General features: G+C 65.7%; 21 protein-coding genes. 9 read left to right on the forward strand and 12 right to left on the reverse strand.

The annotated features are described in order from the left end of the window. Window positions 1-13: 13 nt before the first annotated feature. Window positions 14-1,018: a putative multidrug efflux transcriptional regulator CeoR gene (gene ceoR / locus DIE03_RS28275; protein WP_124455547.1), complete on the reverse strand. Its 1,005-nt coding sequence runs from the start codon at window positions 1,016-1,018 to the stop codon at window positions 14-16. 174 nt (window positions 1,019-1,192) lie between these two features. Here ceoR and DIE03_RS28280 point away from each other — a divergent pair, with 174 nt between their 5' ends. The 4 genes from DIE03_RS28280 to opcM are packed head-to-tail and all read left to right on the forward strand — an operon-like array spanning window position 1,193 to window position 8,080. Further along, window positions 1,193-2,053, forward strand: coding sequence for an alpha/beta hydrolase (locus DIE03_RS28280; RefSeq protein ID WP_124455548.1), 861 nt, complete (start codon window positions 1,193-1,195; stop codon window positions 2,051-2,053). 32 nt (window positions 2,054-2,085) lie between these two features. Continuing rightward, entirely contained in the window at window positions 2,086-3,303 is a 1,218-nt protein-coding gene (ceoA, locus tag DIE03_RS28285) for a multidrug efflux RND transporter periplasmic adaptor subunit CeoA (RefSeq protein ID WP_124455549.1), read from the forward strand. A gap of 45 nt (window positions 3,304-3,348) precedes the next feature. After that, window positions 3,349-6,534 carry a multidrug efflux RND transporter permease subunit CeoB gene (gene ceoB / locus DIE03_RS28290; RefSeq protein ID WP_124455550.1) on the forward strand — a complete coding sequence of 1,062 codons (3,186 nt, stop codon included), beginning with the start codon at window positions 3,349-3,351 and terminating at the stop codon, window positions 6,532-6,534. Between the two features lie 10 nt (window positions 6,535-6,544). Continuing rightward, window positions 6,545-8,080, forward strand: coding sequence for a multidrug efflux transporter outer membrane subunit OpcM (gene opcM / locus DIE03_RS28295; RefSeq protein WP_124455551.1), 1,536 nt, complete (start codon window positions 6,545-6,547; stop codon window positions 8,078-8,080). A gap of 216 nt (window positions 8,081-8,296) precedes the next feature. Here the strand turns inward: opcM and DIE03_RS28300 are convergent, their stop codons facing one another. Further along, window positions 8,297-9,037 carry an SDR family NAD(P)-dependent oxidoreductase gene (locus DIE03_RS28300; protein ID WP_124455552.1) on the reverse strand — a complete coding sequence of 247 codons (741 nt, stop codon included), beginning with the start codon at window positions 9,035-9,037 and terminating at the stop codon, window positions 8,297-8,299. Between the two features lie 122 nt (window positions 9,038-9,159). On the opposite strand from DIE03_RS28300, the gene DIE03_RS28305 reads away from it, so the two are divergent. Continuing rightward, window positions 9,160-10,050 carry a LysR family transcriptional regulator gene (locus tag DIE03_RS28305; RefSeq protein WP_124455553.1) on the forward strand — a complete coding sequence of 297 codons (891 nt, stop codon included), beginning with the start codon at window positions 9,160-9,162 and terminating at the stop codon, window positions 10,048-10,050. A 101-nt stretch (window positions 10,051-10,151) separates the two neighbouring features. Here the strand turns inward: DIE03_RS28305 and DIE03_RS28310 are convergent, their stop codons facing one another. Continuing rightward, window positions 10,152-10,646, reverse strand: a complete 495-nt coding sequence (locus tag DIE03_RS28310; RefSeq protein WP_185658236.1) for a GNAT family N-acetyltransferase — start codon at window positions 10,644-10,646, stop codon at window positions 10,152-10,154. A gap of 318 nt (window positions 10,647-10,964) precedes the next feature. Here DIE03_RS28310 and DIE03_RS28315 point away from each other — a divergent pair, with 318 nt between their 5' ends. Continuing rightward, window positions 10,965-11,378, forward strand: coding sequence for a hypothetical protein (locus DIE03_RS28315; RefSeq protein ID WP_124455555.1), 414 nt, complete (start codon window positions 10,965-10,967; stop codon window positions 11,376-11,378). Window positions 11,379-11,630: 252 nt separating this feature from the next. Here the strand turns inward: DIE03_RS28315 and DIE03_RS28320 are convergent, their stop codons facing one another. From DIE03_RS28320 to DIE03_RS28330, 3 genes are all read right to left on the reverse strand, one after another. Beyond that, complete coding sequence (locus tag DIE03_RS28320; RefSeq protein WP_124455556.1) at window positions 11,631-12,494, reverse strand: class I SAM-dependent methyltransferase; 864 nt, start codon at window positions 12,492-12,494, stop codon at window positions 11,631-11,633. 95 nt (window positions 12,495-12,589) lie between these two features. Next, complete coding sequence (locus tag DIE03_RS28325) at window positions 12,590-13,483, reverse strand: NAD(P)/FAD-dependent oxidoreductase (RefSeq protein WP_124455557.1); 894 nt, start codon at window positions 13,481-13,483, stop codon at window positions 12,590-12,592. Then, window positions 13,480-13,728: a hypothetical protein gene (locus tag DIE03_RS28330; protein WP_124455558.1), complete on the reverse strand. Its 249-nt coding sequence runs from the start codon at window positions 13,726-13,728 to the stop codon at window positions 13,480-13,482. The genes DIE03_RS28325 and DIE03_RS28330 overlap by 4 nt, the downstream gene beginning before the upstream one ends. 14 nt (window positions 13,729-13,742) lie before the next feature. Between DIE03_RS28330 and DIE03_RS28335 the strand changes: the two genes are divergently transcribed. Next, complete coding sequence (locus DIE03_RS28335; RefSeq protein ID WP_124455559.1) at window positions 13,743-14,375, forward strand: TetR/AcrR family transcriptional regulator; 633 nt, start codon at window positions 13,743-13,745, stop codon at window positions 14,373-14,375. Between the two features lie 322 nt (window positions 14,376-14,697). Here DIE03_RS28335 and DIE03_RS28340 read toward each other — a convergent pair whose 3' ends face one another. Then, on the reverse strand, window positions 14,698-15,294 hold the full coding sequence (locus DIE03_RS28340) for a TetR/AcrR family transcriptional regulator (protein WP_124455560.1): 597 nt from the start codon (window positions 15,292-15,294) through the stop codon (window positions 14,698-14,700). Between the two features lie 137 nt (window positions 15,295-15,431). Between DIE03_RS28340 and DIE03_RS28345 the strand changes: the two genes are divergently transcribed. Next, window positions 15,432-15,857, forward strand: a complete 426-nt coding sequence (locus tag DIE03_RS28345; RefSeq protein ID WP_124455561.1) for a Tautomerase enzyme — start codon at window positions 15,432-15,434, stop codon at window positions 15,855-15,857. Between the two features lie 64 nt (window positions 15,858-15,921). Here DIE03_RS28345 and DIE03_RS28350 read toward each other — a convergent pair whose 3' ends face one another. Next, a complete protein-coding gene (locus DIE03_RS28350) occupies window positions 15,922-16,812 on the reverse strand; it encodes a LysR family transcriptional regulator (RefSeq protein WP_124455562.1) in 891 nt (296 codons plus the stop codon). Between the two features lie 101 nt (window positions 16,813-16,913). On the opposite strand from DIE03_RS28350, the gene DIE03_RS28355 reads away from it, so the two are divergent. Then, on the forward strand, window positions 16,914-17,354 hold the full coding sequence (locus DIE03_RS28355; protein ID WP_124455563.1) for a PACE efflux transporter: 441 nt from the start codon (window positions 16,914-16,916) through the stop codon (window positions 17,352-17,354). A 107-nt stretch (window positions 17,355-17,461) separates the two neighbouring features. Here DIE03_RS28355 and DIE03_RS28360 read toward each other — a convergent pair whose 3' ends face one another. The 4 genes from DIE03_RS28360 to DIE03_RS28375 all read right to left on the reverse strand — a co-directional run bounded on the left by DIE03_RS28360 (window position 17,462) and on the right by DIE03_RS28375 (window position 22,129). Continuing rightward, window positions 17,462-18,313, reverse strand: coding sequence for an alpha/beta fold hydrolase (locus DIE03_RS28360; RefSeq protein WP_124455564.1), 852 nt, complete (start codon window positions 18,311-18,313; stop codon window positions 17,462-17,464). Window positions 18,314-18,548: 235 nt separating this feature from the next. Next, window positions 18,549-18,878 (reverse strand): DUF3579 domain-containing protein, encoded by a 330-nt coding sequence (locus tag DIE03_RS28365; protein ID WP_124455565.1) that lies wholly within the window; start codon window positions 18,876-18,878, stop codon window positions 18,549-18,551. Window positions 18,879-18,903: 25 nt separating this feature from the next. Continuing rightward, window positions 18,904-20,265: a sigma-54 dependent transcriptional regulator gene (locus DIE03_RS28370; RefSeq protein ID WP_124455566.1), complete on the reverse strand. Its 1,362-nt coding sequence runs from the start codon at window positions 20,263-20,265 to the stop codon at window positions 18,904-18,906. After that, window positions 20,255-22,129 (reverse strand): ATP-binding protein, encoded by a 1,875-nt coding sequence (locus tag DIE03_RS28375; protein WP_124455567.1) that lies wholly within the window; start codon window positions 22,127-22,129, stop codon window positions 20,255-20,257. The genes DIE03_RS28370 and DIE03_RS28375 overlap by 11 nt, the downstream gene beginning before the upstream one ends. Window positions 22,130-22,172: the final 43 nt, after the last annotated feature.

Consider the following 22,172-nt stretch of genomic DNA (forward strand, 5'->3'; position numbering starts at 1 on the left):
CGATGCCCGCCGTTCAGGCGACCCACTCGTTGATGACCGGCGTGTCCAGCGCCGGCGCGCGTTCGGCTTCCTCGAACGTGCGCTTGCTGCACGTTGCGTCGAGGCTGCCCTTGCCGCTCAGCAGCGGGCAGCGGTCGAACACTTCGGCGACCCAGTCGACAAACACGCGCACCTTCGGCGACAGATGGCGGCTGTGCGGATAGACGACCGAGATCGGCATCGGCAGCGGCTTGACGCCGGGCAGCACTTCCTTGAGCCGGCCTTCGCGCAGGTGCGGCAGCACCATGAAGAGCGGCGGCTGCACCAGCCCGAAGCCTTCGATCCCGCAGGTCACGTACGCATCCGCGTCGTTTACCGACACGATCCCCTCCATCTTCATCTCGACTTCCTTGCCTTCGATCAGGAAGGTCCAGTCGATCGTGCGGCCGGTGCGGCTCGAGAAGTAGTTGACGGCCTTGTGCTGACTCAGGTCGTCGATCGTCTGCGGCTCGCCGTGGCGTTCGAGATAGTCGGGCGACGCGACCGTCACGCATTCGAACAGGCCGACGCGGCGTGCGACGAGCGACGAGTCCTGCAATGCACCGACGCGGATCACGCAGTCGACGCCTTCCTGCAGCAGGTCCACCGGCCGATCGGACAGGCCGAGCTGCAGGTCGATGTCCGGATAGCGCGTATGAAATTCGCACAGCGACGGAATCACGAGCAGCCGGCCGATCGAACCGGGCATGTCGATACGCAACTTTCCGTGCGGCTTCCGGTTATTGGCCTGGAAGCTCGCTTCGGTTTCCTCGACGTCCGCGAGGATCCGCACGCATCGTTCGTAGTAGGCGGCGCCGTCCGGCGTGAGCGACAGCCGGCGCGTGGTCCGGTGCATCAGCCGCACGCCGAGGAAGGCTTCGAGATTCTGGATGATCGTCGTGACGGACGCCCGCGGCAAGCCGAGCGTTTCTGCTGCCTTGGTGAAGCTGCTTGTATCGACGACGCGAGTAAACACCTGCATGGCCTGAAGCCGGTCCATCACAACCTCCGCAATCTAATGAGCCGCCGGAACAACAAGGCTGCGCTACCTCGTGGGTGAACGCAGCCTCGGATTGTTCGGGGGCGTTGAATTGTGTTGCCGGATTATAGGCATTTATCCCAATGTCTGCCGGACCCAGAATTCGTTCCATCTCGAAATGGATGCTGCATCGTCATGGACGCTTCTGAATTCAGCAAATTCCTGAAAGCCACGCTGCCCGCCCAAGCCTTGGCAGGCGCGGCGCTGACGGTCGCCGAAGTGGAAATTCCCGGCTACGCGCAGGACATCGTGCTGCGCCTCTACCGCCGCCCGGACAAGACCGGGTTGCCGGTAGTGCTTTATTTCCACGGCGGCGGCTTCGTCCGCGGTTCGCTCGAAGACGCGGATTTCGCTGCGCGCTTTTTAGCAGAACGCTTACCAGCGCTCGTAGTGTCGGTCGAATATTCGCTCGCGCCGGCCTTTCCTTTTCCGGCTGCGCCGGAGGATGCGTATCGCGCGGCCGTCTGGGCCGCGACGCGTGCCCGCGCATTCGGCGGCAACCCGAAGAAGATCGGGGTCGCGGGCCACGACGCGGGCGGCCAGCTCGCGAACTGCCTCGCCTTCATCGCCCGTGACCGCGGCGAAGTGTCGATCGCCGCGCAGGCGTTGTTCGGGCCGATGCTCGATCCGAGCATGACGCGCATCGGCGACGCCGAGCGCCTCGCGTCCGACATCACGGCGCGCGAATGCGCGGCCTGCTATCGCGCGTATCTGCCGCAGGCGGCGCAGCGCATGCACCCGTACGCGGCGCCGCTCGAATCGGTGCGCCTCGCGGGGCTGCCGCCGACGCTCGTCGTCACCGCGCAGAACGACGTGCTGCACGTCGAAGCGGAGAAATATGCGAGCTGCCTGATCTCGTCGGGCGTGCTCACGCAGGTGATCCGCTATCCGGACATCACGCACGCCGCGCTCGCCACGCACGAAGCCGCATTCGAGGAAGCCGTGCGCTTCTTCCAGTGCCGCTTCCAGGCGCGCCAGCCGAACCGTTCCGAATAACCAAAACCAATCCACGTTTATTGGAGATCCACATGGCCATCCTACGCACCTCCCGCTCGCGAATCGCCACCGCGGCGATCGTGACGCTCGCCGTCGTCGGCCTCGGCACGTTCGGCGCCATGCGCGTCAACGCGAACGCGCCCGAGAAAGCGGCGGCACCGCTGCCGGAAGTCGACGTCGCGACCGTCGTGCCGCAGACCGTGACCGACTGGCAAAGTTATTCGGGCCGCCTCGAAGCGGTCGAGAAAGTCGACGTGCGCCCGCAGGTATCGGGCACGATCGTCGCCGTGAACTTCAAGGACGGCGCGCTCGTGAAGAAGGGCGACGTGCTGTTCGTGATCGACCCGCGCCCGTACCAGGCCGAAACCGATCGCGCGGCCGCGCAGCTTGCCGCCGCCCAGGCGCGCAACGGCTATGCGCAGACCGACTGGCAGCGCGCGCAGCGGCTGATCGGCGACAACGCGATCGCGAAGCGCGACTACGACGAGAAGCAGAACGCGGCGCGCGAGGCGGCGGCGAACCTGAAGGCCGCCGAGGCCGCGCTGGAAACGGCGCGCATCAATCTCGGCTATACGCGGATCACCGCGCCCGTGTCGGGCCGCGTGTCGCGCGCGGAAATCACGCTCGGCAACGTCGTGTCGGCCGGCGCATCGGCCGCGCCGCTGACGACGCTGGTCTCGGTGTCGCCGATCTACGCGTCGTTCGACGCGGACGAACAGACCTACCTGCAATACATCAACGGTGCGCGCAACGGCCGCAAGGTGCCGGTCGAGCTCGGGCTCGCGAACGAAACCGGCTACTCGCGCAGCGGCGAGATCGATTCGGTCGACAACCGGCTCGACACGTCGTCCGGCACGATTCGCGTGCGCGCCCGCTTCGACAATGCCGACGGTGCGCTGGTCCCGGGCCTGTATGCACGCGTGAAGGTGGGCGGCAGCGCGCCGCACGAGGCACTGCTCGTCGACGACGCGGCGATCAACACCGACCAGGACAAGAAGTTCGTGTTCGTCGTCGACCAGCAGGGCCGCGTGTCGTACCGCGAGGTGCAGCAGGGGCTGCAGCACGGCAACCGCCGCGTGATCGTGAGCGGGCTGACGGCCGGCGATCGCGTGATCGTGAACGGCACGCAACGCGTGCGCCCCGGCGAGCAGGTGAAGCCGCACATGGTCCCGATGACGGGCGGCGATGCGCCGTCCGCGCCGCTCGCGAACAACGCGAAGCCGGCTGCACCGGCGAAGGCGGATTCGTAAGCGGCCCGCCGCTTCGCATCCGCGTTCAACCAGACAGAGCCACACATGAACATTTCCAAATTCTTTATCGACCGGCCGATCTTTGCAGGAGTCCTATCGGTAATCATCCTGCTCGGCGGGGTGATCGCGATGTTCCTGCTGCCGATTTCGGAATATCCGGAAGTCGTGCCGCCTTCCGTGATCGTGAAGGCGCAGTACCCGGGCGCGAACCCGAAAGTGATCGCCGAGACGGTCGCGTCGCCGCTTGAAGAGCAGATCAACGGCGTCGAGGACATGCTCTACATGCAGTCGCAGGCGAACAGCGACGGCAACATGACGATCACCGTCACGTTCAAGCTCGGCACCGATCCGGACAAGGCCACGCAGCTCGTGCAGAACCGCGTGAACCAGGCGCTGCCGCGCCTGCCGGAAGACGTGCAGCGGCTCGGCATCACGACGGTGAAGAGCTCGCCGACGCTGACGATGGTGGTCCACCTGATCTCGCCGGACAACCGCTACGACATGACCTACCTGCGCAACTACGCGCTGATCAACGTGAAGGACCGCCTGTCGCGGATCCAGGGCGTCGGCCAGGTGCAGCTGTGGGGTTCGGGCGACTACGCGATGCGCGTGTGGCTCGATCCGCAGAAGGTCGCGCAGCGCGGGCTGTCGGCCGAGGACGTCGTGCAGGCGATCCGCGAGCAGAACGTGCAGGTCGCGGCCGGCGTGATCGGCGCGTCGCCGTCGCTGCCGGGCACGCCGCTGCAGCTGTCGGTGAACGCGCGCGGCCGTCTGCAGACGGAAGACGAATTCGGCGACATCGTCGTGAAGACCACGCCGGACGGCGGCGTCACGCACCTGCGCGACATCGCGCGGATCGAGCTCGACGCATCCGAATACGGGCTGCGCTCGCTGCTCGACAACAAGCCGGCCGTCGCGATGGCGATCAACCAGTCGCCGGGCGCGAACTCGCTGCAGATCTCGGACGAAGTGCGCAAGACGATGGCCGAGCTGAAGCAGGACATGCCGGCGGGCGTCGACTACAAGATCGTCTATGACCCGACGCAGTTCGTGCGCTCGTCGATCAAGGCCGTCGTGCACACGCTGCTCGAAGCGATCGCGCTGGTCGTGATCGTGGTGATCGTGTTCCTGCAGACCTGGCGCGCGTCGCTGATTCCGCTGATCGCGGTGCCGGTGTCGATCATCGGCACGTTCTCGCTGCTGCTGGCGTTCGGGTATTCGATCAATGCACTGTCGCTGTTCGGGATGGTGCTCGCGATCGGGATCGTGGTCGACGATGCGATCGTCGTGGTCGAGAACGTCGAGCGGAACATCGAGAGCGGGATGAACGCGCGGCAGGCGACCTACAAGGCGATGCAGGAAGTGAGCGGGCCGATCATCGCGATCGCGCTGACGCTCGTCGCCGTGTTCGTGCCGCTCGCGTTCATGTCGGGCCTGACCGGCCAGTTCTACAAGCAGTTCGCGATGACCATCGCGATCTCGACGGTGATCTCGGCGTTCAACTCGCTGACGCTGTCGCCGGCGCTGTCCGCGATCCTGCTGAAGGGGCACGGCGACAAGGAAGACTGGCTCACGCGCGTGATGAACCGCGTGCTCGGCGGCTTCTTCCGCGGCTTCAACAAGGTGTTCCATCGCGGTGCGGAGAACTACGGCCGCGGCGTGCGCGGCGTGCTGTCGCGAAAGACGCTGATGCTCGGCGTGTACCTCGTGCTGGTGGGCGCGACCGTGCTCGTGTCGAAGGTCGTGCCGGGCGGCTTCGTGCCCGCGCAGGACAAGGAATACCTGATCGCGTTCGCGCAGCTGCCGAACGGTGCGTCGCTCGACCGCACCGAGAAGGTGATCCGCGACATGGGCTCGATCGCGCTGAAGCAGCCGGGCGTCGAGAGCGCGGTCGCGTTCCCGGGGCTGTCGGTGAACGGCTTCACCAACAGCTCGAGCGCGGGCATCGTGTTCGTCACGCTGAAGCCGTTCTCGGAGCGGCATGGCAAGGCACTGTCGGCGGGCGCGATCGCCGGTGCGCTGAACCAGCAGTACGGCGCGATGAAGGATTCGTTCGTCGCGGTGTTCCCGCCGCCGCCGGTGCTGGGCCTCGGTACGCTCGGCGGGTTCAAGATGCAGATCGAGGATCGCGGCGCGGTCGGTTACGCGAAGCTGTCGGATGCGACCAACGACTTCATCAAGCGCGCGCAGCAGGCGCCCGAACTCGGCCCGCTGTTCACGAGCTACCAGATCAACGTGCCGCAGCTGAACGTCGATCTCGACCGCGTGAAGGCGAAGCAGCTCGGCGTGCCGGTGACCGACGTGTTCAACACGATGCAGGTGTATCTCGGCTCGCTGTACGTGAACGACTTCAACCGCTTCGGGCGCGTGTACCAGGTGCGCGTGCAGGCCGATGCGCCGTTCCGCCAGCGCGCGGACGACATCCTGCAGCTGAAGACCCGCAACGACAAGGGAGAGATGGTGCCGCTGTCGTCGCTCGTCACGGTAACGCCGACGTTCGGCCCGGAAATGGTCGTGCGCTACAACGGCTACACGGCGGCCGACATCAACGGCGGCCCGGCGCCGGGCTTCTCGTCGGGGCAGGCGCAGGCCGCGATCGATCGCATCGCGCATGAAACGCTGCCGCGCGGCGTGCGGTTCGAATGGACCGACCTCACGTACCAGCAGATTCTTGCGGGCGATTCGGCGATGTACGTGTTCCCGATCAGCGTGCTGCTCGTGTTCCTCGTGCTCGCGGCGCTGTATGAAAGCCTGACGCTGCCGCTCGCGGTGATCCTGATCGTGCCGATGAGCATTCTGTCGGCGCTGACGGGCGTGTGGCTCACGCAGGGCGACAACAACATCTTCACGCAGATCGGCTTGATGGTGCTGGTGGGGCTGTCGGCGAAGAACGCGATCCTGATCGTCGAATTCGCGCGCGAGCTCGAACACGACGGCAGGACGCCGCTCGAGGCCGCGATCGAGGCGAGCCGGCTGCGGCTGCGCCCGATCCTGATGACGTCGATCGCCTTCATCATGGGTGTCGTGCCGCTCGTCACGTCGACGGGAGCCGGTTCGGAAATGCGCCATGCGATGGGTGTCGCGGTGTTCTTCGGGATGCTGGGCGTGACGCTGTTCGGGCTGATGCTGACGCCGGTGTTCTACGTCGTGCTGCGCACGCTCGCAGGCGGCAAGATCCACGTCGCCGGCAAGGATTCGGCAGGTTACGGCGTGCCGGCTCCCGATGCTTGAGGACAACAAAATGAACAATTTGCACAACACGAACGGCCTGGTGCGCTTCGCGAAGGTAGCCGCTGCGAGCACCCTGCTCGCGACGCTGCTCGCCGCGTGCGCGGTGGGCCCCGACTACAAGCGCCCGGACGCCGCGGCGCCCGCCGCGTTCAAGGAAGCGCCGACGCTCGCCGCCGGCGAACAGGCCGGCACGTGGAAGACGGCCGAGCCGGCGGACGGCGAACATCGCGGCGAATGGTGGAAGGTGTTCGGCGACCCGGTGCTCGATTCGCTCGAGACGCAGGCGCTCGCCGCGAACCAGAACCTGAAGGCCGCGGCTGCGCGGGTCGAGGAAGCGCGTGCGGCGACGCGTTCGGCGCGTTCGCAGTGGTTCCCGCAGGTCGGTGCCGGGTTCGGGCCGACGCGCGAAGGGCTGTCGTCGGCGTCGCAGTTCCAGCCGCAGGGCACGGGCCCGACCAACGCGACGCTGTGGCGCGCGCAGGGCACGGTGTCGTATGAAGCCGACCTGTTCGGCCGCGTCGGCCGCAACGTCGAGGCGTCGCGTGCCGACCAGGCGCAGAGCGAAGCGCTGTTCCGTTCGGTGCAGCTCGCGCTGCAGGCGGACGTCGCGCAGAACTACTTCGAACTGCGCCAGCTCGATTCGGACCAGGACCTGTACCGCCGCACGGTGGAGCTGCGCGAGCAGGCACTGAAGCTCGTGCAGCGCCGCTTCAACGAAGGCGACATCAGCGAGCTCGACGTGTCGCGCGCGAAGAACGAGCTGGCCAGCGCGCAGGCCGACGCGGTCGGCGTCGCGCGCCGGCGCGCGGCGTCCGAGCATGCGCTCGCGATCCTGCTCGGCAAGGCGCCGGCGGATTTCGGGTTCAAGGAAACGCCGATCGTGCCGGTCGCGGTGAAGATCCCGCCGGGCCTGCCGTCCGCGCTGCTCGAACGGCGTCCGGACGTGTCGGCGGCCGAGCGTGCGATGGCGGCCGCGAACGCGCGGATCGGCCTCGCGAAGTCCGCGTACTTCCCGAAGCTCGATATCACGGGCGCGTTCGGGTATGAGGCGTCGACGCTCGGCAACCTGTTTCTGTGGTCGAGCCGCACGTTCCTGCTCGGGCCGTTCGCCGGCACCGCGCTGACGCTGCCGCTGTTCGACGGCGGGCGCCGTGCGGCCGGCGTGCAGCAGGCGCGCGCGCAGTACGACGAGCAGGTCGCGAACTACCGGCAGCAGGTGCTCGTCGCGTTCCGCGAGGTCGAGGACAATCTCTCCGACCTGCGCCTGCTCGACGACCAGATCCGCGCGCAGGATGCGGCCGTCAACGCATCGCGACGGGCGGCGACGCTGTCGCGCACGCAGTACCAGGAAGGCGAAGTTGCCTATCTCGACGTGATCGACAGCGAGCGCTCGGTGCTGCAGTCGCAATTGCAGGCGAACCAGTTGACGGGTGCGCAGGCGGTATCGACCGTCAACCTGATCCGCGCGCTCGGCGGCGGGTGGGGCGCGGCGCCGACGGCCGTCGGCGATGTGGCGGCCGTCAAGGCGGAGGTCGCTGCGCGGTGATACGTGAACGGCGGGCGATTCGTCGCTCGCCGGCCATGAAGCGAAAAACCCCGGCATGCAGGCGCAGGTCTGCATGCCGGGGTTTTTTATGGGTTATCGAGCATTTTCCGGGAGGAGCGTCGGTGATCGGCGGCGATTCAATCGGGCGATGCAACACACTCCGGGATGCGGCTGGCGCGGTCGTCGTATGCGGGTCGTGTCGACGACATTCGGATCTCAAACCTGGCCGATACCACCGTCGGCCATCAGATCCGCGCCCGTCACATAGGAACTCTGGTCGGACGCAAGGAACAACGCTGCGTTGGCGATCTCCTCCGCGCGTGCGAGCCGGCCGAGCGGGACCATGCTCCGATACATGTTCACCAGTTCGTCCCGTCCCATCGCCTGGGCGTCCAGGATCGGCGTGTCGGTTACACCGGGGCTCAGCATGTTGACGCGTATGCCGCGATCCTTGAACTCCGCCGTCCAGGTGCGGGCATAGGAACGCAGGGCCGCCTTGGTTGCCGCATAGGCCGTATGGCCGGGAATGCCCATGACATGCATGGCTGAAGAAACCAGGACGATCGAACCACCCCGCGTCATCATCGGCAGTTGTTTCTGCACGAGAAAGACGGGGCCGCGAGCCATGAGGTTGAACGCCTTGTCGAAGTGTTCGGGCGTGATGGTCTCGATCGAAGCCTGCTCCGTATAACCTGCGTTCGATACGATGATGTCGACGACTCCCTTTTCCTTGCGGACTGCCGCAGTGATCCGGTCGAGGTCGTCGAGGTTCGAGGCGTCGGCCTGGATGGCGGTGACGTTGCGTCCGATCAGCCTGGCGGCCTCGTCGAGCTGCGCCTGCCGGCGGCCAAAGATGACAACGTGGGCGCCTTCGGCGACGAACCGCCGAGCAATCGCCAGACCGATACCTGTGGTTGCGCCGCTGATGACGGCGACTTTGCCTTCGAGCGTGGACATGGAACCCTTCTTCCGTTTGTGAATGAACAGGAGCAGGTTACTTGTCATCGCTTCCGACGATAATTCCCGGATTTCCCATAAGATCTATTCTTGTCGAGAATGGGTCGAGCGGGAGGAACGCAATGGATCGGTTCCATGAGATGAGCGCCTTCATGGCCGTCGTGGAAGCGGGTGGGTTTTCTGCTGCGGCACGTAGAACCGGCGAATCGCAGTCAGCCATCAGCAAGGCCATCGGTGCGCTGGAAAAGCGCCTCGGCGTGGCGCTGTTCAACCGAAGCACACGCAGCGTCACGCTGACGGACCAGGGGCAGCGATATTACGACCGGACCAAGCCGCTCATCGACGAAATCCATGAAGCCGACTGCGAAATGTCGAGCAGCAGGCTCGATACAGCCGGTCTGGTCCGGATCGCCGCGTCTGCTACGTTCGGACGCCTGCACGTGCTTCCGCTCATCCCCGAACTGCTGTCACTCGTTCCCGGCCTGCAGGTCGATCTTGTTCTTTCGGACTTCATACGAGATATGGTGGAGGACCGGATCGATCTGGCGATTCGGGTGGGGCCCGTCAGCGATCCCGATGCGGTTGTCCAGCGCGTGGCGAGTACGCCGCTCGTGTGTGTCGGTTCGCGAAGCTACTTCAAGCAACACGGAATACCCGAGACTCCAGCTGACCTCATCGATCACAACTGCCTTGTATATGGCGGCCTGAACGAGTTGGCGAACTGGCCCTTCGTCGGCCCCGACGGCCCATACATCGTGCCGGTCCGCGGAAATCTGTCGTCCAACAGTGTCGAAACGATTCGGGCCGGGGTGCTGGCCGGTGTTGGAATCGGCTTGTTCGCCAAGGTGTCGCTCGCCTGCGAACTGCGGGATCCGGAAGTGATCACGATCCTCGATCGATTCATCAACGAGGTCAGGGACGTTAGCCTGGTCTGGCCGAGACGTCGATTTGTGCCGGCGCGAGTGCGTCGCGTGACGGAGTTTTTTGCCAAAGCGCTTCCGCAGCGCATTTAGGTGAGTGGATCAAATTCGCTTGCCGATTTACGGTGGTATCGGAGCGGGTCGGTCATGAGGCCGTATGCGTGCCTGACGTCCGACGCCGATGATCGAACTCACTATCCCATTGGGCGCTGCATGACGATCAGATCCCCGGTAAATTCCGGACTGCTCGCGCGTCGAATCTCCTCGAAGCCTTCGCGTTGCCAGAATGCAGATGCACGAGGATTGGTTGAAACGACCGCGAGTTGTATGGCGCGATGGCCGCACTCGCTTGCCATTTCGATCAACAGCCTTAAAGCTGCCTTTCCATAGCCTCGACCCTGATTCGCTTCGGTGAGAAGCATCAGGCCAATCCATATGCAGTCGTCCGTTGGATACGAACGGATCACGTCTGCGCAGCCGATCATCTCCCGTTCGACAAAGAATCCGAAGACTGATTTTTGTGCTGCTTCCGTGTCCACTGGCTTGCCGAAGAAGAAGTCGTCGACGTCTTTCGTGGACGGCAATCGGCCTGCCACGAGTTCCGTGTACGAAGGCGCCTCAGTGAAGATACGCAAGACGTTTGCGCGGTCGCTAGCGGATTCGCTGACAAGTGGGCGCGCTGTGAGCATCGGATACTCGAGCGAAATGGAAAATTCGATTCTAAGCCGGCTCATTCGGCCGTGGTGCGTTGCACTGTTGCGCGAACGTTCGCTGGGAGGAAAGTCGAGTGGTTCTGCAGGGTGCCGGCCGTCGACATCGCGCGCAGGCGACTCGTTCGACGCGCGTCGCGGACGGGCCCGTGCCGATAGACGCAAGCGTTGAATTCCGGTCTCTGTCTACATGGCTGCCGCCCATTCGTGGAGTAGTATCTCCCCATGTCGTTATTGCCCGGACTCGACGGGGCACAGCGGACCCATCCGCGACGACGGCGTTGATGGGAACACATCATGTCAACCGAGTGGAAGCATCGCGTCAGACTGTTTGTCCAGCGTTTCTGGCAGCCGACCAGTGCGTGCATGACGTGCATGCCGGGGAGTTGGGGAAATATCGCGAGCCTTGCCCACTGGACCATCGCATTTCATACGGGTCTGCTGACCGGACTCCTGGCCGTACTTTTGACTTTCACACCTGTGGGGAAGCTCTACGCGCATCGATACGGCAATGCGCTGGTCGTTGGTGTCCTGACAGCGTTGGGCGATGCATATTCACATACGAGTCACTACCGTATCCCGTATGTCGAGCACATCGTGACGGGGGCAATTTCAGGTCTCCTGACGCTTGCGGCCTCATATCTCTTCGAGGACCGCGCGCGACGACTTCGCGCGGTGTGGACTCGGGTTTCCGGACAGCTTATCCGCTGACTTTTCGAGCAAGGTGCCGATAAGTGACCGAGCCGGGTGGCGGCGACAGCCGAACGCATTGGGCGGCATCCGGCCACAAACTGCCGGTCACATGCGCCGCCTGCAGGCCGCTCAGGCGTCGGCTCTGCTTCGCAACCGGCCATCTGGTTGTTGCAAGACGAGCGCTCGTTCAGCGGCCAGCCGGGACATCAATCCGAGCGGCCAACGACGCCCAGCTCTATCAAGCGGAGGCGTCTCCCTTGTCAATCCCTGTCAGCTTGCCGGATTTCGTGCCATGACGACCCACGCCGCGCCGTTGATCATCACCGCCCCCTCGCCGGGGAGGCTCGCGAAGGCGGCACGAACTGCGGCTGCGGCACGGGCGCGGATGTCGTCGGGCTGACCAGCGAGCGCACGCGACAGCGGGCCGACCTCGAGCGTCATCCTCACTGCGTCGTCGATCGCGGCGTCCCGCGTTTCGCCCTCGCCGAATGGGACGGCCGCGTCGAAGGGCGAGATAACGATTTCGGTGAAACCGGCCGCCGTCAGGATGCGCGCCACGTGCTCCCGGTCGCCCAACGAAAACGGGCCGGGCGCTTCGGGATCGGGTAGCGCGCTCGGCGGGACGATGTCCTTGAGCGCGCCCACCGGCAGTCGCATCCAATCGTTCTCGGCCGCACCGCGCCAGCAGACGAAAGCGACCCGGCCGCCCGGCCGGAGCGCGTGTCGCATATGGGCGAACGCCGCTGTCGGATCGGGGAAAAACATCACGCCGAAACGCGAGAACAGAATGTCGAACGCGCCTTCGGGCAGCTCTGCGCTGCTGGCGTCGGCCACCTGAAACAGGGCCGGCGTATCGTGGCGCGCAAGCGCGCGCGCTCGATCGATCAGCGATTCGGATATGTCCACGCCCAGCACTTGGCCCCCTGCGCCGACGCGAGCGGCCAGAGCCAGACTCGACGCACCCGCGCCGCAGCCGATGTCCAGCACGCGTTCACCCGTCGCGGGCGCGGCGGCTTCGATCGCGGCCTGGCCGAACACCGCCACCAGAGCGTCGAGCCGGGCCTGGTTGGCGACCCAGCGCTCCCCGCTTTGACCATTCCAGTCACCCACCTGATCAGCACTCTGCTTTGCCATGTCATCTCCTTGACTCGACGATCCGCCTTTCGCCGCGGCGATCTACGCCAACCTTTTCGAAGGCGACGACGCAACGAGAGCAGGGATCTGTGCGCTCAAACCACCATCGACTGCTGGGCGAAGATACCCGCCATCGCGCCCTGCGATGAAGCCTGGGTGACCGAGGGCAAGAAGGGCGTGGCGAGGTCGCCAGCGGCGTAGATGCCGGGCATGCTGGTTTGGCGGCGCTCGTCGACTTTGAGGACGATGCCGGTGGGCGTATCGACCGTGGCGAGGCCCAGCGATTCATGCAGGCTTGCGGACGGCCTGTTGCGCGGCTGGGCGAACAGGACGTCGACCGCGACATTGCTGCCGGTATCGAGATTGACGGTGGCGATATGGCCGTTGTGATGGGCGATCTCGACGATCCGGCCATCGACGACAGGTATGTTGCGGCGCGCCAGATCGGCCTGGATATCGGGCGCAATGTCATGACCATCGGCGAAGACAGTCAACTTGTCAGTCCAATCGCGGAACAGCCTGGCAGACTGGTGCGACTGCGGGCTGGACCAGACGAGGCCCCAATGCTGGCCGGCGACCTCAAAGCCGTCGCAATAGGGGCAGGGCACGATGGACGTGCCCCAGCTTTCGGCAAAGCCCGGAACATCAGGCATCTGGTCGACGACACCATAGCTCAGGATCACGCGGCGCGCCCTCAGGCTTTCGTGATCGTCAGTGACGACGCAGAAGTCGTCGATGGCGCCCGACACGCTCTCGGCCCGGGCATCGACGAGGCTGATCGTTGGATAGCGCGCCAGTTGCTGCCGTGCCTCGACTAGGATGTCCAGCGGCGGCTTGTGATCGTGGCCGAGCAGGCCATGCGAGTGCCTGGCAAAGCGGTTACGCGGCCGGCCGGTATCGAGAACGGTGACCTTGCGGCGGGCGCGGCCGAGCTGCAGCGCGGCGGCGAGGCCGGCAAAGCTGCCGCCGATGATGATGACGTCATTCATGGTGATGGGCTTCGTGTTGTGGATGGAAGGTTGGGCTGGGCGTGGTGTGCAACGTCGTCTGGCGATACGCGTTTGAGACGGTCAGCGAGCACGGCTTCGACATTGGCAAGAAAGTTGCCCATGGCTGTCTTGACCAGCCCGGCAATGCCGCTCGATATCGCCGGACGGCTCGGGGGAAACCTGCCCTTGGCTTGCAGATTGCGATACTGAATGGTATCGTAATGCGTGAATTTGAATACTGTCAAGTACTGGAATTGTCGTGACCGAAAATAGCCAGGGCCGGCGCGGCCGGCCCGCCAACGAAGCGCTTCGCCAAACGATCGTCGACGCTGCCTGCGAACTCTTTGTGGAATTGGGTTTTCAAGCGACGACCATGGACAAGGTCGCGCAGCGGGCGAAGATATCCAAGCTCAGCATCTATCGGCACTTCGAGAACAAGGAGGCGCTGTTCAGCGCGGCCATGGCGGCCCACTGCCATCAATTTGCACCCCAGGCCCTTTCTGAAAGCGTCGACGGTTCGGCCGAAGATCAGCTCATGGCGGTGGGATCATCCCTGCTTCGCACGCTTTTGAGCCCGGACGTCCGCAGTGTCGAAGCCATGGTTTTGGCCGACAAGACGAATCAAAGGTCGTTGAGCAAGCTCCATTACGAAGCCGGGCCTGCCCATGTCATCGCCCAAATCGAGGCCGTGTTGCGTCAGTTGCACGCGAAAGCGATTCTGAACGTACCCGATGCTCGCCGGTCCGCCCGCTTGTTTGGCGCGCTATTCAAAGGATGCGATCTGCTGCTTATCGCACGCTTCGATGAGGCGAGGGCAACTGACGACAACGAAATCGAGTCCTATTGCCGGTCGGCCGTCGCCATGTTCATCGCCGCGCACGGTGGCATCTGAAGGTGCGCTATCGCGGCTTGATGAAGAACCCGCAGAATTGCACACGCTGTTCGCTCCAAGCAATCTGCGGACGACGCGCGGACGACTCATGCGCGAGGCCGCTGCATGAGCGCAAAAGCTGCCCGCGCGGGCAGCCAAGCCGCCTCACCAACTCACGGGTCCAAGTGTCCGCAGAGGCCGATGGCTTACCCCCAAGGCGACGGCACGGAACGACCTTCCACTCCGATACCTACCCTTGGAGCAGAGGCTGCTCGACCGGCTGCAACGGGTCGGAAAGCGACGTCCCCGAAAATCCCCGAAGCCCCTTTCCATTGGCCGTCCGTCACGCCTGCTGCTCGGGCCGTACGTCGGTGCGTTCGGCGATCACCACTGCGTAACGCCCGACCGCATCGGCGATGCGCTGCGCGAGTTCGGGATCGCGCACCGCACGCGCGAGCGTGACGCCGCCCGACAGCAGCGCGAGGAATGCGATCGCGCGATCGTCGTCGGGCGTGTCGCCGAGCCCGGACGACACTTCGTCGACGATCTGCCGCAACGCCTGTTCATACGCATCGCGCGTATCGTCGTCGGCGCGCATCACTTCGGGCGACAGGCTCGGCAGCGCACAGCTTTCGCCGAGCGCGCAGGTGCGCCGCGGCCCCAGGTAGAACGACACGAACGGGCGCCGCCAGCGCGCGCCATGCTCGGCCTTGAATGCCGCGACGCCTTGCCGGAGCTGGTCGAGGCCGTCGAGCACGATCTGGCGGAATGCTTCGCCCTTGGATTTGAAATGTCCGTAGAACGCGCCGTTGGTGACGCCCGCCGCTTTCGTCAGCGGACCGATGCCGGAGCCGCCATAGCCCTCCTGGCGGAACAGGCGGCTCGCGGCTTCGAGGATGCGCGTGCGGGTTTCGTTCTTGTGCTCGGCGGAATAACGCATGACAGGCTCGCTTCAGAGCGATCGCTCTTTATCACTTGCATAGAGAGCGATCAGTGTCTAATGTATAGAGAGTGACTGGTATTTATATCACGTCACGATTCCGATGACTTCTGATGACCTGACCTGGAGAAAGTGCGATGCCGATTACGCTGACAGTATCCGAAGGAGTTTTCACGCAGGAAGACGAAGGGCCGGTGTTTGCCGAACTGACCGATGCGCTGCTGGATGTCGAAGGCCTGACCGGGAACGCATTCCTGGCGCCGAACGTGATCGGCACGCTCAACGTGCTGCCGCGCGACCGGACCTTCGTGCAGGGCCGTGCGGAGCCGGCAGCATTCGTCGAGTTGAAGCTGCCGGCAGTCGCGCTCGCCGCGCCCGACACGCAGCGGCAATTCGTCGAACGGGCGACCGAGATCGTGTTGCGCCGCGCGGGTGGACGACTCGCGCCCAGGCAGGTCTGGGTCAACGTCGTTCACGCGGTCGACGGCGGATGGGGTATCGCCGGACGACGTTACGACAACGCAGCGCTGGTCGATTCCATCCAGAGCGCGGCGGCGCAGTGACCGCAACTAACGGTCAAGCCGTCGCGCGTTGACGGACGGTGCGGCGATTCCATCGCCGCACCGCTCAATGCCGGCCGCCTTCAGCGCGGAGCGCCCGCACGAGTTCCCCGGCGGCCTTGCCGATCCCGGCATGTTTCAGCCGCCGCAAAAACACGGGCAACGACAGCCCGTTGCGGATGTTCGCGAACACGAGCGGCGCGAGTTCGCCGTCGGCGACGTAGGGGCCGATCATCGACTCTGGCAAGTTCGCCCAGCCATGCCCGGCCTTCACGAGTGCGATCGCGGTCGCCATGTCGGTCGCTTTCCACGTGCGGTTGCCGATCAACGGCCGCACGTCGGTCAACGGCCGTTCGGGATCGGCGATCACGATCTGCCGGAAGCCCGACAGTCGCTCGATCGCCTCGGGTTGCGCGCATTCGGCGATGGCCGGATGGCTCGGCGCGGCGACCGCGACGAGCGTCTCGGTCCACAACGCATGAATCTGTTCCTGCGGATGCAGATCGAGCCCGCCGAACGCGACGCAAAGGTCGACGGCGCCGCGATGCAGCGCATCGACGATCGCATCCTGCGGCGCCGTGACGATGCTGATCGCGAGCGCCGGATATTTCGCGGCCACGGCCGTGAGCGCGCGGGCGACCGGCGCGCCGTCGAGTTCGGCCGCGAGCCCGAGCCGCAGCGTGTCCTCGACACCTTCCGACAGGTGCTGCGCATGCGCACGCAGCGCATGCAGCCGTTCGGCGATCGAGCGTGCGTCGGGCAGCAGCGCGGCCATTGCGGCGGTCGGCGTCGGCTCGCGCGTGCCGCGGTCGAACAGCACGAGGTCGAGTTCGGCCTCGAGGTTCGCGATCGCCATGCTGACCGCCGACGGCGTACGGCCGAGCGCACGCGCGGCAGCCGAGAACGAGCCTTTGTCGATGACGGTCAGCAGCATGTCGATGTGATCGCTGGTCAGCATGGTCAGCCGCCTCCTGTCAGAAAAATTGAAAGGACCTGACTTTTGCGGACGCCAGGCCCGCTGTAGTCTCGCCACCTTGTTCGAAACGAAGGTGGTCGGTCATGCAAGGATGGAAGAGGCGCATAGTCTACGTCGTGATGTTCGAGGTGCTCGGCATCCTCGTCGCGTCGTCGGTGCTCGGCATGCTCAGCGGCGCGAGCGCGGCGACGAGCGGGCTGCTCGGCGTGATGATCTCGACGACGGGCGTCACCGTCAATTTTCTGTACAACCTGGGGTTCGAGGCATGGGAGCGACGGCGTGCGGAAACGACGCGCACCGTCGGGCGGCGCGTCTTGCATGCGATCGGGTTTCAGGTCGCGCTCGTGACGTTCCTGATCCCGCTGATCGCGTGGTGGCTCGACGTGTCGCTGCTGCAGGCGTTCCTGTACGACGCGGTGCTGATCGTGTTCTTCCCGATCTTCACGTTCACGTACAACTGGGCGTTCGACAGCGTGTTCGGGTTGCCGGATGCGGTGACGCGCAAGGCGGCGCCGGTGGCATGACGCAAAGGGATGCGAAACGATCCGACGCGGGCAACCCGCGTCGTTTCGTTTCGGTAGTCGTATGAAAACCGCGAGGAAGACGGGCGGCGCGCAGGCCGCCCGCGACGTTACGCGGCGATGAACTCGTGCACGTAGCGGTTGAACACGGCAGGGCTCGCGGCATTCATCCCGTGCGACGCGCCGGCGACGGTCTGCCGTTGCGCGTTGCCGATCCACTGCGACAGCGTATCGACGTTGTTGCGGAACATCTTCGGGCTGCGCTGGCCGTCGATCAGCAGCGTGCGGCATGCGATGTCGCCGGCCGTGTGCTGGGAGTACGCGGGCAGCGGGTCGCGCAGCTGCTTCGGCAGCGTGCTTGCATTGTCGATCGCCATCGTGCGGAAGCGCGACGTGCTCTTCTTCCACGCGCCCGGCAGGCTCACGGAATCGACGAACATCTCGAGGCCGGCTTCGACGTCGCCTTGATCGATCAGGTTCACGGCCTTCGTGCGCAGTGCGAGTGCGGCGGCCGGCAGTGCGGCTTCGCGCACGCCCGGCTGTTGCAGCGGGCCGCCCGGATCGGCGAGCGTCAGCGACTCGACGAGGTGCGGATGCTGGCGTGCGACGTTGAACGCGACGCTGCCGCCGCGCGAATGGCCGACCAGGTGCACGGCGCCGAGATCGAGCGCATCGATGAATTCGGCGAGCTCGTCGACGTGGTTCTGCCAGCTGAACTCGTCCTGGATGCCCGCCTCGACGGCCGGCCAGTAATGGCTCAGGCTCGGCGCGATGCAGCGGTAGTGGGCCGACAGCGCAGCGAGTTGCGGATCCCAGTAGCGGTAGTCGCACAGCGAGCCGTGCACGAACACCATCGGCGCACCGCTGCCCCGCTCGACATACGGCAGGCTGATGCCTGACGAAAGCGTCGCAAATTGCAGGTCGGGGTTCGCGAGCACGGACGGCTCGATTCGCATGTTCATGACTGAAAGACTCAAAGGTGCGTCAACACGACGCAACTATGCATCACGGCGACCTGCAAGGAAAACGCATAATTTTCATCGTGACGATCAATTTTTTTGATGGCTGCGCCGGAAACCCTTGTCGGAGCGTGGACATGTGTCGAAGCCTTCAATCGTCTGACGATTCATTTCGCCGCTGAAAGGGCGTGCGGCGGCCTGCGCGCACGCGCCTTTGCAGCGGAAAAGGGGGCGCGCGTCAGCGCACCGTCAATGCGGGTGCGGTCTGAAGCTCGACGGGGAGATCGTTGTCGGCGGCGAACTGCATCGCGAAGTCGAATGCATCCGCGCACACGGTGCGCAATTCGTCCGACACGAACAGGCATTTGACGTTGCCGTCGACGACGGGCATCGCGAGCCGCGACAGTGCGCACGGATAGCCTGGCCGCCGTTCGCCGACGAACAGCGTGATGACGCCCGCGAGGCGCTCGGGCCAGTCGCTGGGGCGGAAGGTCTTCTGCGCGCGGGTGACGCCGCGGATCAGGTGGCCGGCGATGCGGCCGTGTTCGGTGACTTCGATGCGATCCATGCTGTTCTGCGTATCCTCGTTCGCGTCATTCGCCGCCGTCGGCCGCCGCATCGCCGCGCGCGGGGATCCGCAGGTTGCGCAGCTTGTGATAGAGCGTCTTCTTCGGCATGCCGAGCGCGACGCTTGCGTCCGCAACGTTGCCGTTGTGACGCTGCAGCATGTCCTCGATCAGCATCCGTTCGAAGTACGCGAGCTGTTCCGCGAGCGTGTCGCCGACGGTCGGCGCTTCGCCGGATGACAGCAGGCTGTCGCCGGTCAGCCCCAGCACGAAGCGGTCGGCCACGTTCTGCAGCTCGCGCACGTTGCCGGGCCATGCATGCGTCATCAGTTCGGATACCTGCGCAGCCGTGACGACCGGCGCCGGTTGCCCGAAGCGCCGCGCGGCCGCGAGCACGAAGTGCTCGAACAGCAGCGGCACGTCCTCGCGCCGCTCGCGCAGCGGCGGCAGCTCGATCTGCGCGACGTTGAGGCGATACAGCAGATCCGCACGAAAGCGCCCGTCGGCCGCGAGTTCGGCGAGATCGGCCTTCGACGCGGCGACCACGCGGCAGTCGACCGGAATCAGCTCGTTCGCGCCGAGCCGCTCGACCACGCGCTCCTGCAGCACGCGCAGCATCTTGATCTGCAGCGCAACCGGCATCGTCTCGATCTCGTCGAGGAACAGCGTGCCGCCGTCCGCCCATTCGATCTTGCCGATGCGCTTCTTGATCGCGCCGGTGAACGCGCCGGCTTCATGACCGAACAGTTCGCTCTCGAAGATCTGCTCGGGCAGGCCGCCGCAGTTCAGCGCGACGAAATGCGCGTCGCGCCGGCCGCCGAAGTCGTGCAGGCTGCGCGCGATCAGCTCCTTGCCGGTGCCCGTTTCACCGGTGATCAGCACCGACACCGACGTATCGGCGAGGCGCAGGATCTTCTTGCGCACGTCGGCCATCGCGGGCGACTTGCCGAGCACGAACGCCTCGATGCCCTGCCAGTTGTTCAGCGCCGCGCGCAGCCCCTGCACCTCGAGCGTCAGGCGGCGCTTCTCGACCGCGCGCGCGACGCGGCCGGCGATCACGTCCGACGAAAACGGCTTCTCGATGAAGTCGTATGCGCCGACCTGCATCGCGCCGACGGCCGTCGAGATGTCCGCGTGGCCGCTGATCAGCACGACCGGGATCTGCGCATCGATGGCCATCACGCGATCGAGCAGCTGCAGCCCGTCGATGCCCGGCATCCGCACGTCCGACACGATCACCACCGGCGCGCCGGGTGCGACGTGCGCGAGCGCGTCGGCAGCGGACGCGAATGCGTCGACCGGGAACCCGGCGAGCGCGACGGCCTGCTCGACGCCGATCCGGACGTTTTCATCGTCCTCGACGACCAGCACGCGAATCTCATCTTCCATGCTCTATCCTCTGTTGCGGCGTCGCCGCCGCGAATTCGATACTGAACTGCGCGCCGCCCTCGTCGCGGTTCGTCGCGTCGATCTTCGCGCCGAACGCCTCGACGATGCGCGACGTGATCGCCAGGCCGAGCCCGAGGCCCTGGCCGCGCGGCTTGGTCGTGACGAACGGCTCGAACAGGTGCGGCAGTACGTCGGGCGCAATGCCGGCGCCGCTGTCGGCCACCGTGAAGCGCACGCGGCCGGCATCGTCCGGCCCGCTGGCTTCGATGACGATGCGGCGCACCGGCGCGTCGTGCACCGCGTCGAGCGCATTGCCGAGCAGGTTCACGATCACTTGCTGCAACTGGCTCGATTCGGCCGACACCGTCGTGCCGGGCGCGATGTTCACGTCGAGCCGCACGCCTTCGTCGCGGATCCGCGCATCGTAGATCAGCCGCGCATGCGCGACAGCCTCGTTCAGCGACACCGCGACGCGCTCGACGTCGGGCTTGCGCGCGAAGGTCTTCAGCTCGCCGGTGAGCACGGCCATGCCGTCGACCAGCTTGCCGATCCGTTCGAGGTTCGCGAGCGCCGGCGCCGGCTGGCCGCGCTCGAAGAACGTGCGCGCGTTGTCGCACAGCGTGCGGATCGCGACGAGCGGCTGGTTCAGCTCGTGCGTGAGGCCGGCGGCCATCTGCCCGAGCACCGCGAGCTTGCCCGCATGCACGACTTCCTGCTGCGACGCGCGCAGCCGCTGCTCGGTGCGCTCGCGCTCGACGATCTCGCGCTGCATCCGCTCGTTGGTTGCCGTCAGCGCGGCCGTGCGCTGCGCGACGGTCAGTTCGAGCCGGTCGTTCGCACGGCGCAGCGCGTCCTGCGCGTTGAGCCGCGCGACGATCGCCCGGCGCCGCTGGATCGCGTAGCCGGCCAGCAGCGCGGCGATCAGGAACGCGCCGGTGACGAACACGAAGGCCGTCTGCTGCTGGCGCCGCGCACCCGCGATGTCGAGCAGCACCATCAGCGAATCGCCGGCCTGCGGCGCAGGGCGCGACATCACGAGATAGCGCGTGGTGCGGCCGGTGCGGCGCGGATCGGGGAAGGTGCCGAACCACGCGGCCGAGCTGCGGTCGCCGATGCGGCGGTACTGCAATGCATCGACGGTGCGGCCTGCATATTGGCGCGATGCCTGGATGTCGCGCTGCTGCTGCGCGGTGATCGGGCGCAGCGAGGTGAATTTCCACGCGGGCTCGGTCGAGATCACGACCACGCCGTTGCTGTCGACGACCATCGCGGCGACGCCCGGCGCGCGCCATGCCGATTCGAGCGGATCGACGCTGATCTTCACGGCGGCCACGCCGATCGGCACGCCGTCGTCGCGCACCGCGCTCGCGAAGTAGACGCCCGGCACGCCCGTGTTGGTGCCGATCCCGAAGAAGCGGCCGCTGCCGCGCGCGAGCGCGTCCTTGAAGTACGGCCGGTACGACACGTTGGTGCCGACGAAGCTGATCGTCTCGTTCCAGTTGCTGGCGGCGATCACGTCGCCTTGCAGATCGATCACGTCGACCGCGCCGCTGCCCGCGTCGCGGTTCACGGCTTCGAGATAGGTGTTCACCGCATGCACGAGCGCGGGCGCTTCGTTCGGCGCGGCTTTCAGCATCGCACGCACGCCGTCCTGCCGCGCGACCAGGCCGGGCAGGATCTCGAAGCGGCCGAGCTCGCTTTTCAGGCTCGACGCATACAGGTCGAGCCGGTGCGCGCCGGCTTCCTCGAGTGCGTCGATCGCGCGTTCCCATGCGAAATCGACGGCCGCGCCGGCCACGCCGACATACAGCACGGCGGCCGATGCCCAGCCCCACCACGGGATTCCCTTGAAGCCTTTCTGCACGTTCACCCTCGTCGATGCCTGCTATCGGTCCGCCGCAACCGTG

The organism is Burkholderia sp. Bp8992 (assembly GCF_003853705.1).
In the GTDB taxonomy this organism is placed as follows: Bacteria; Pseudomonadota; Gammaproteobacteria; order Burkholderiales; family Burkholderiaceae; genus Burkholderia.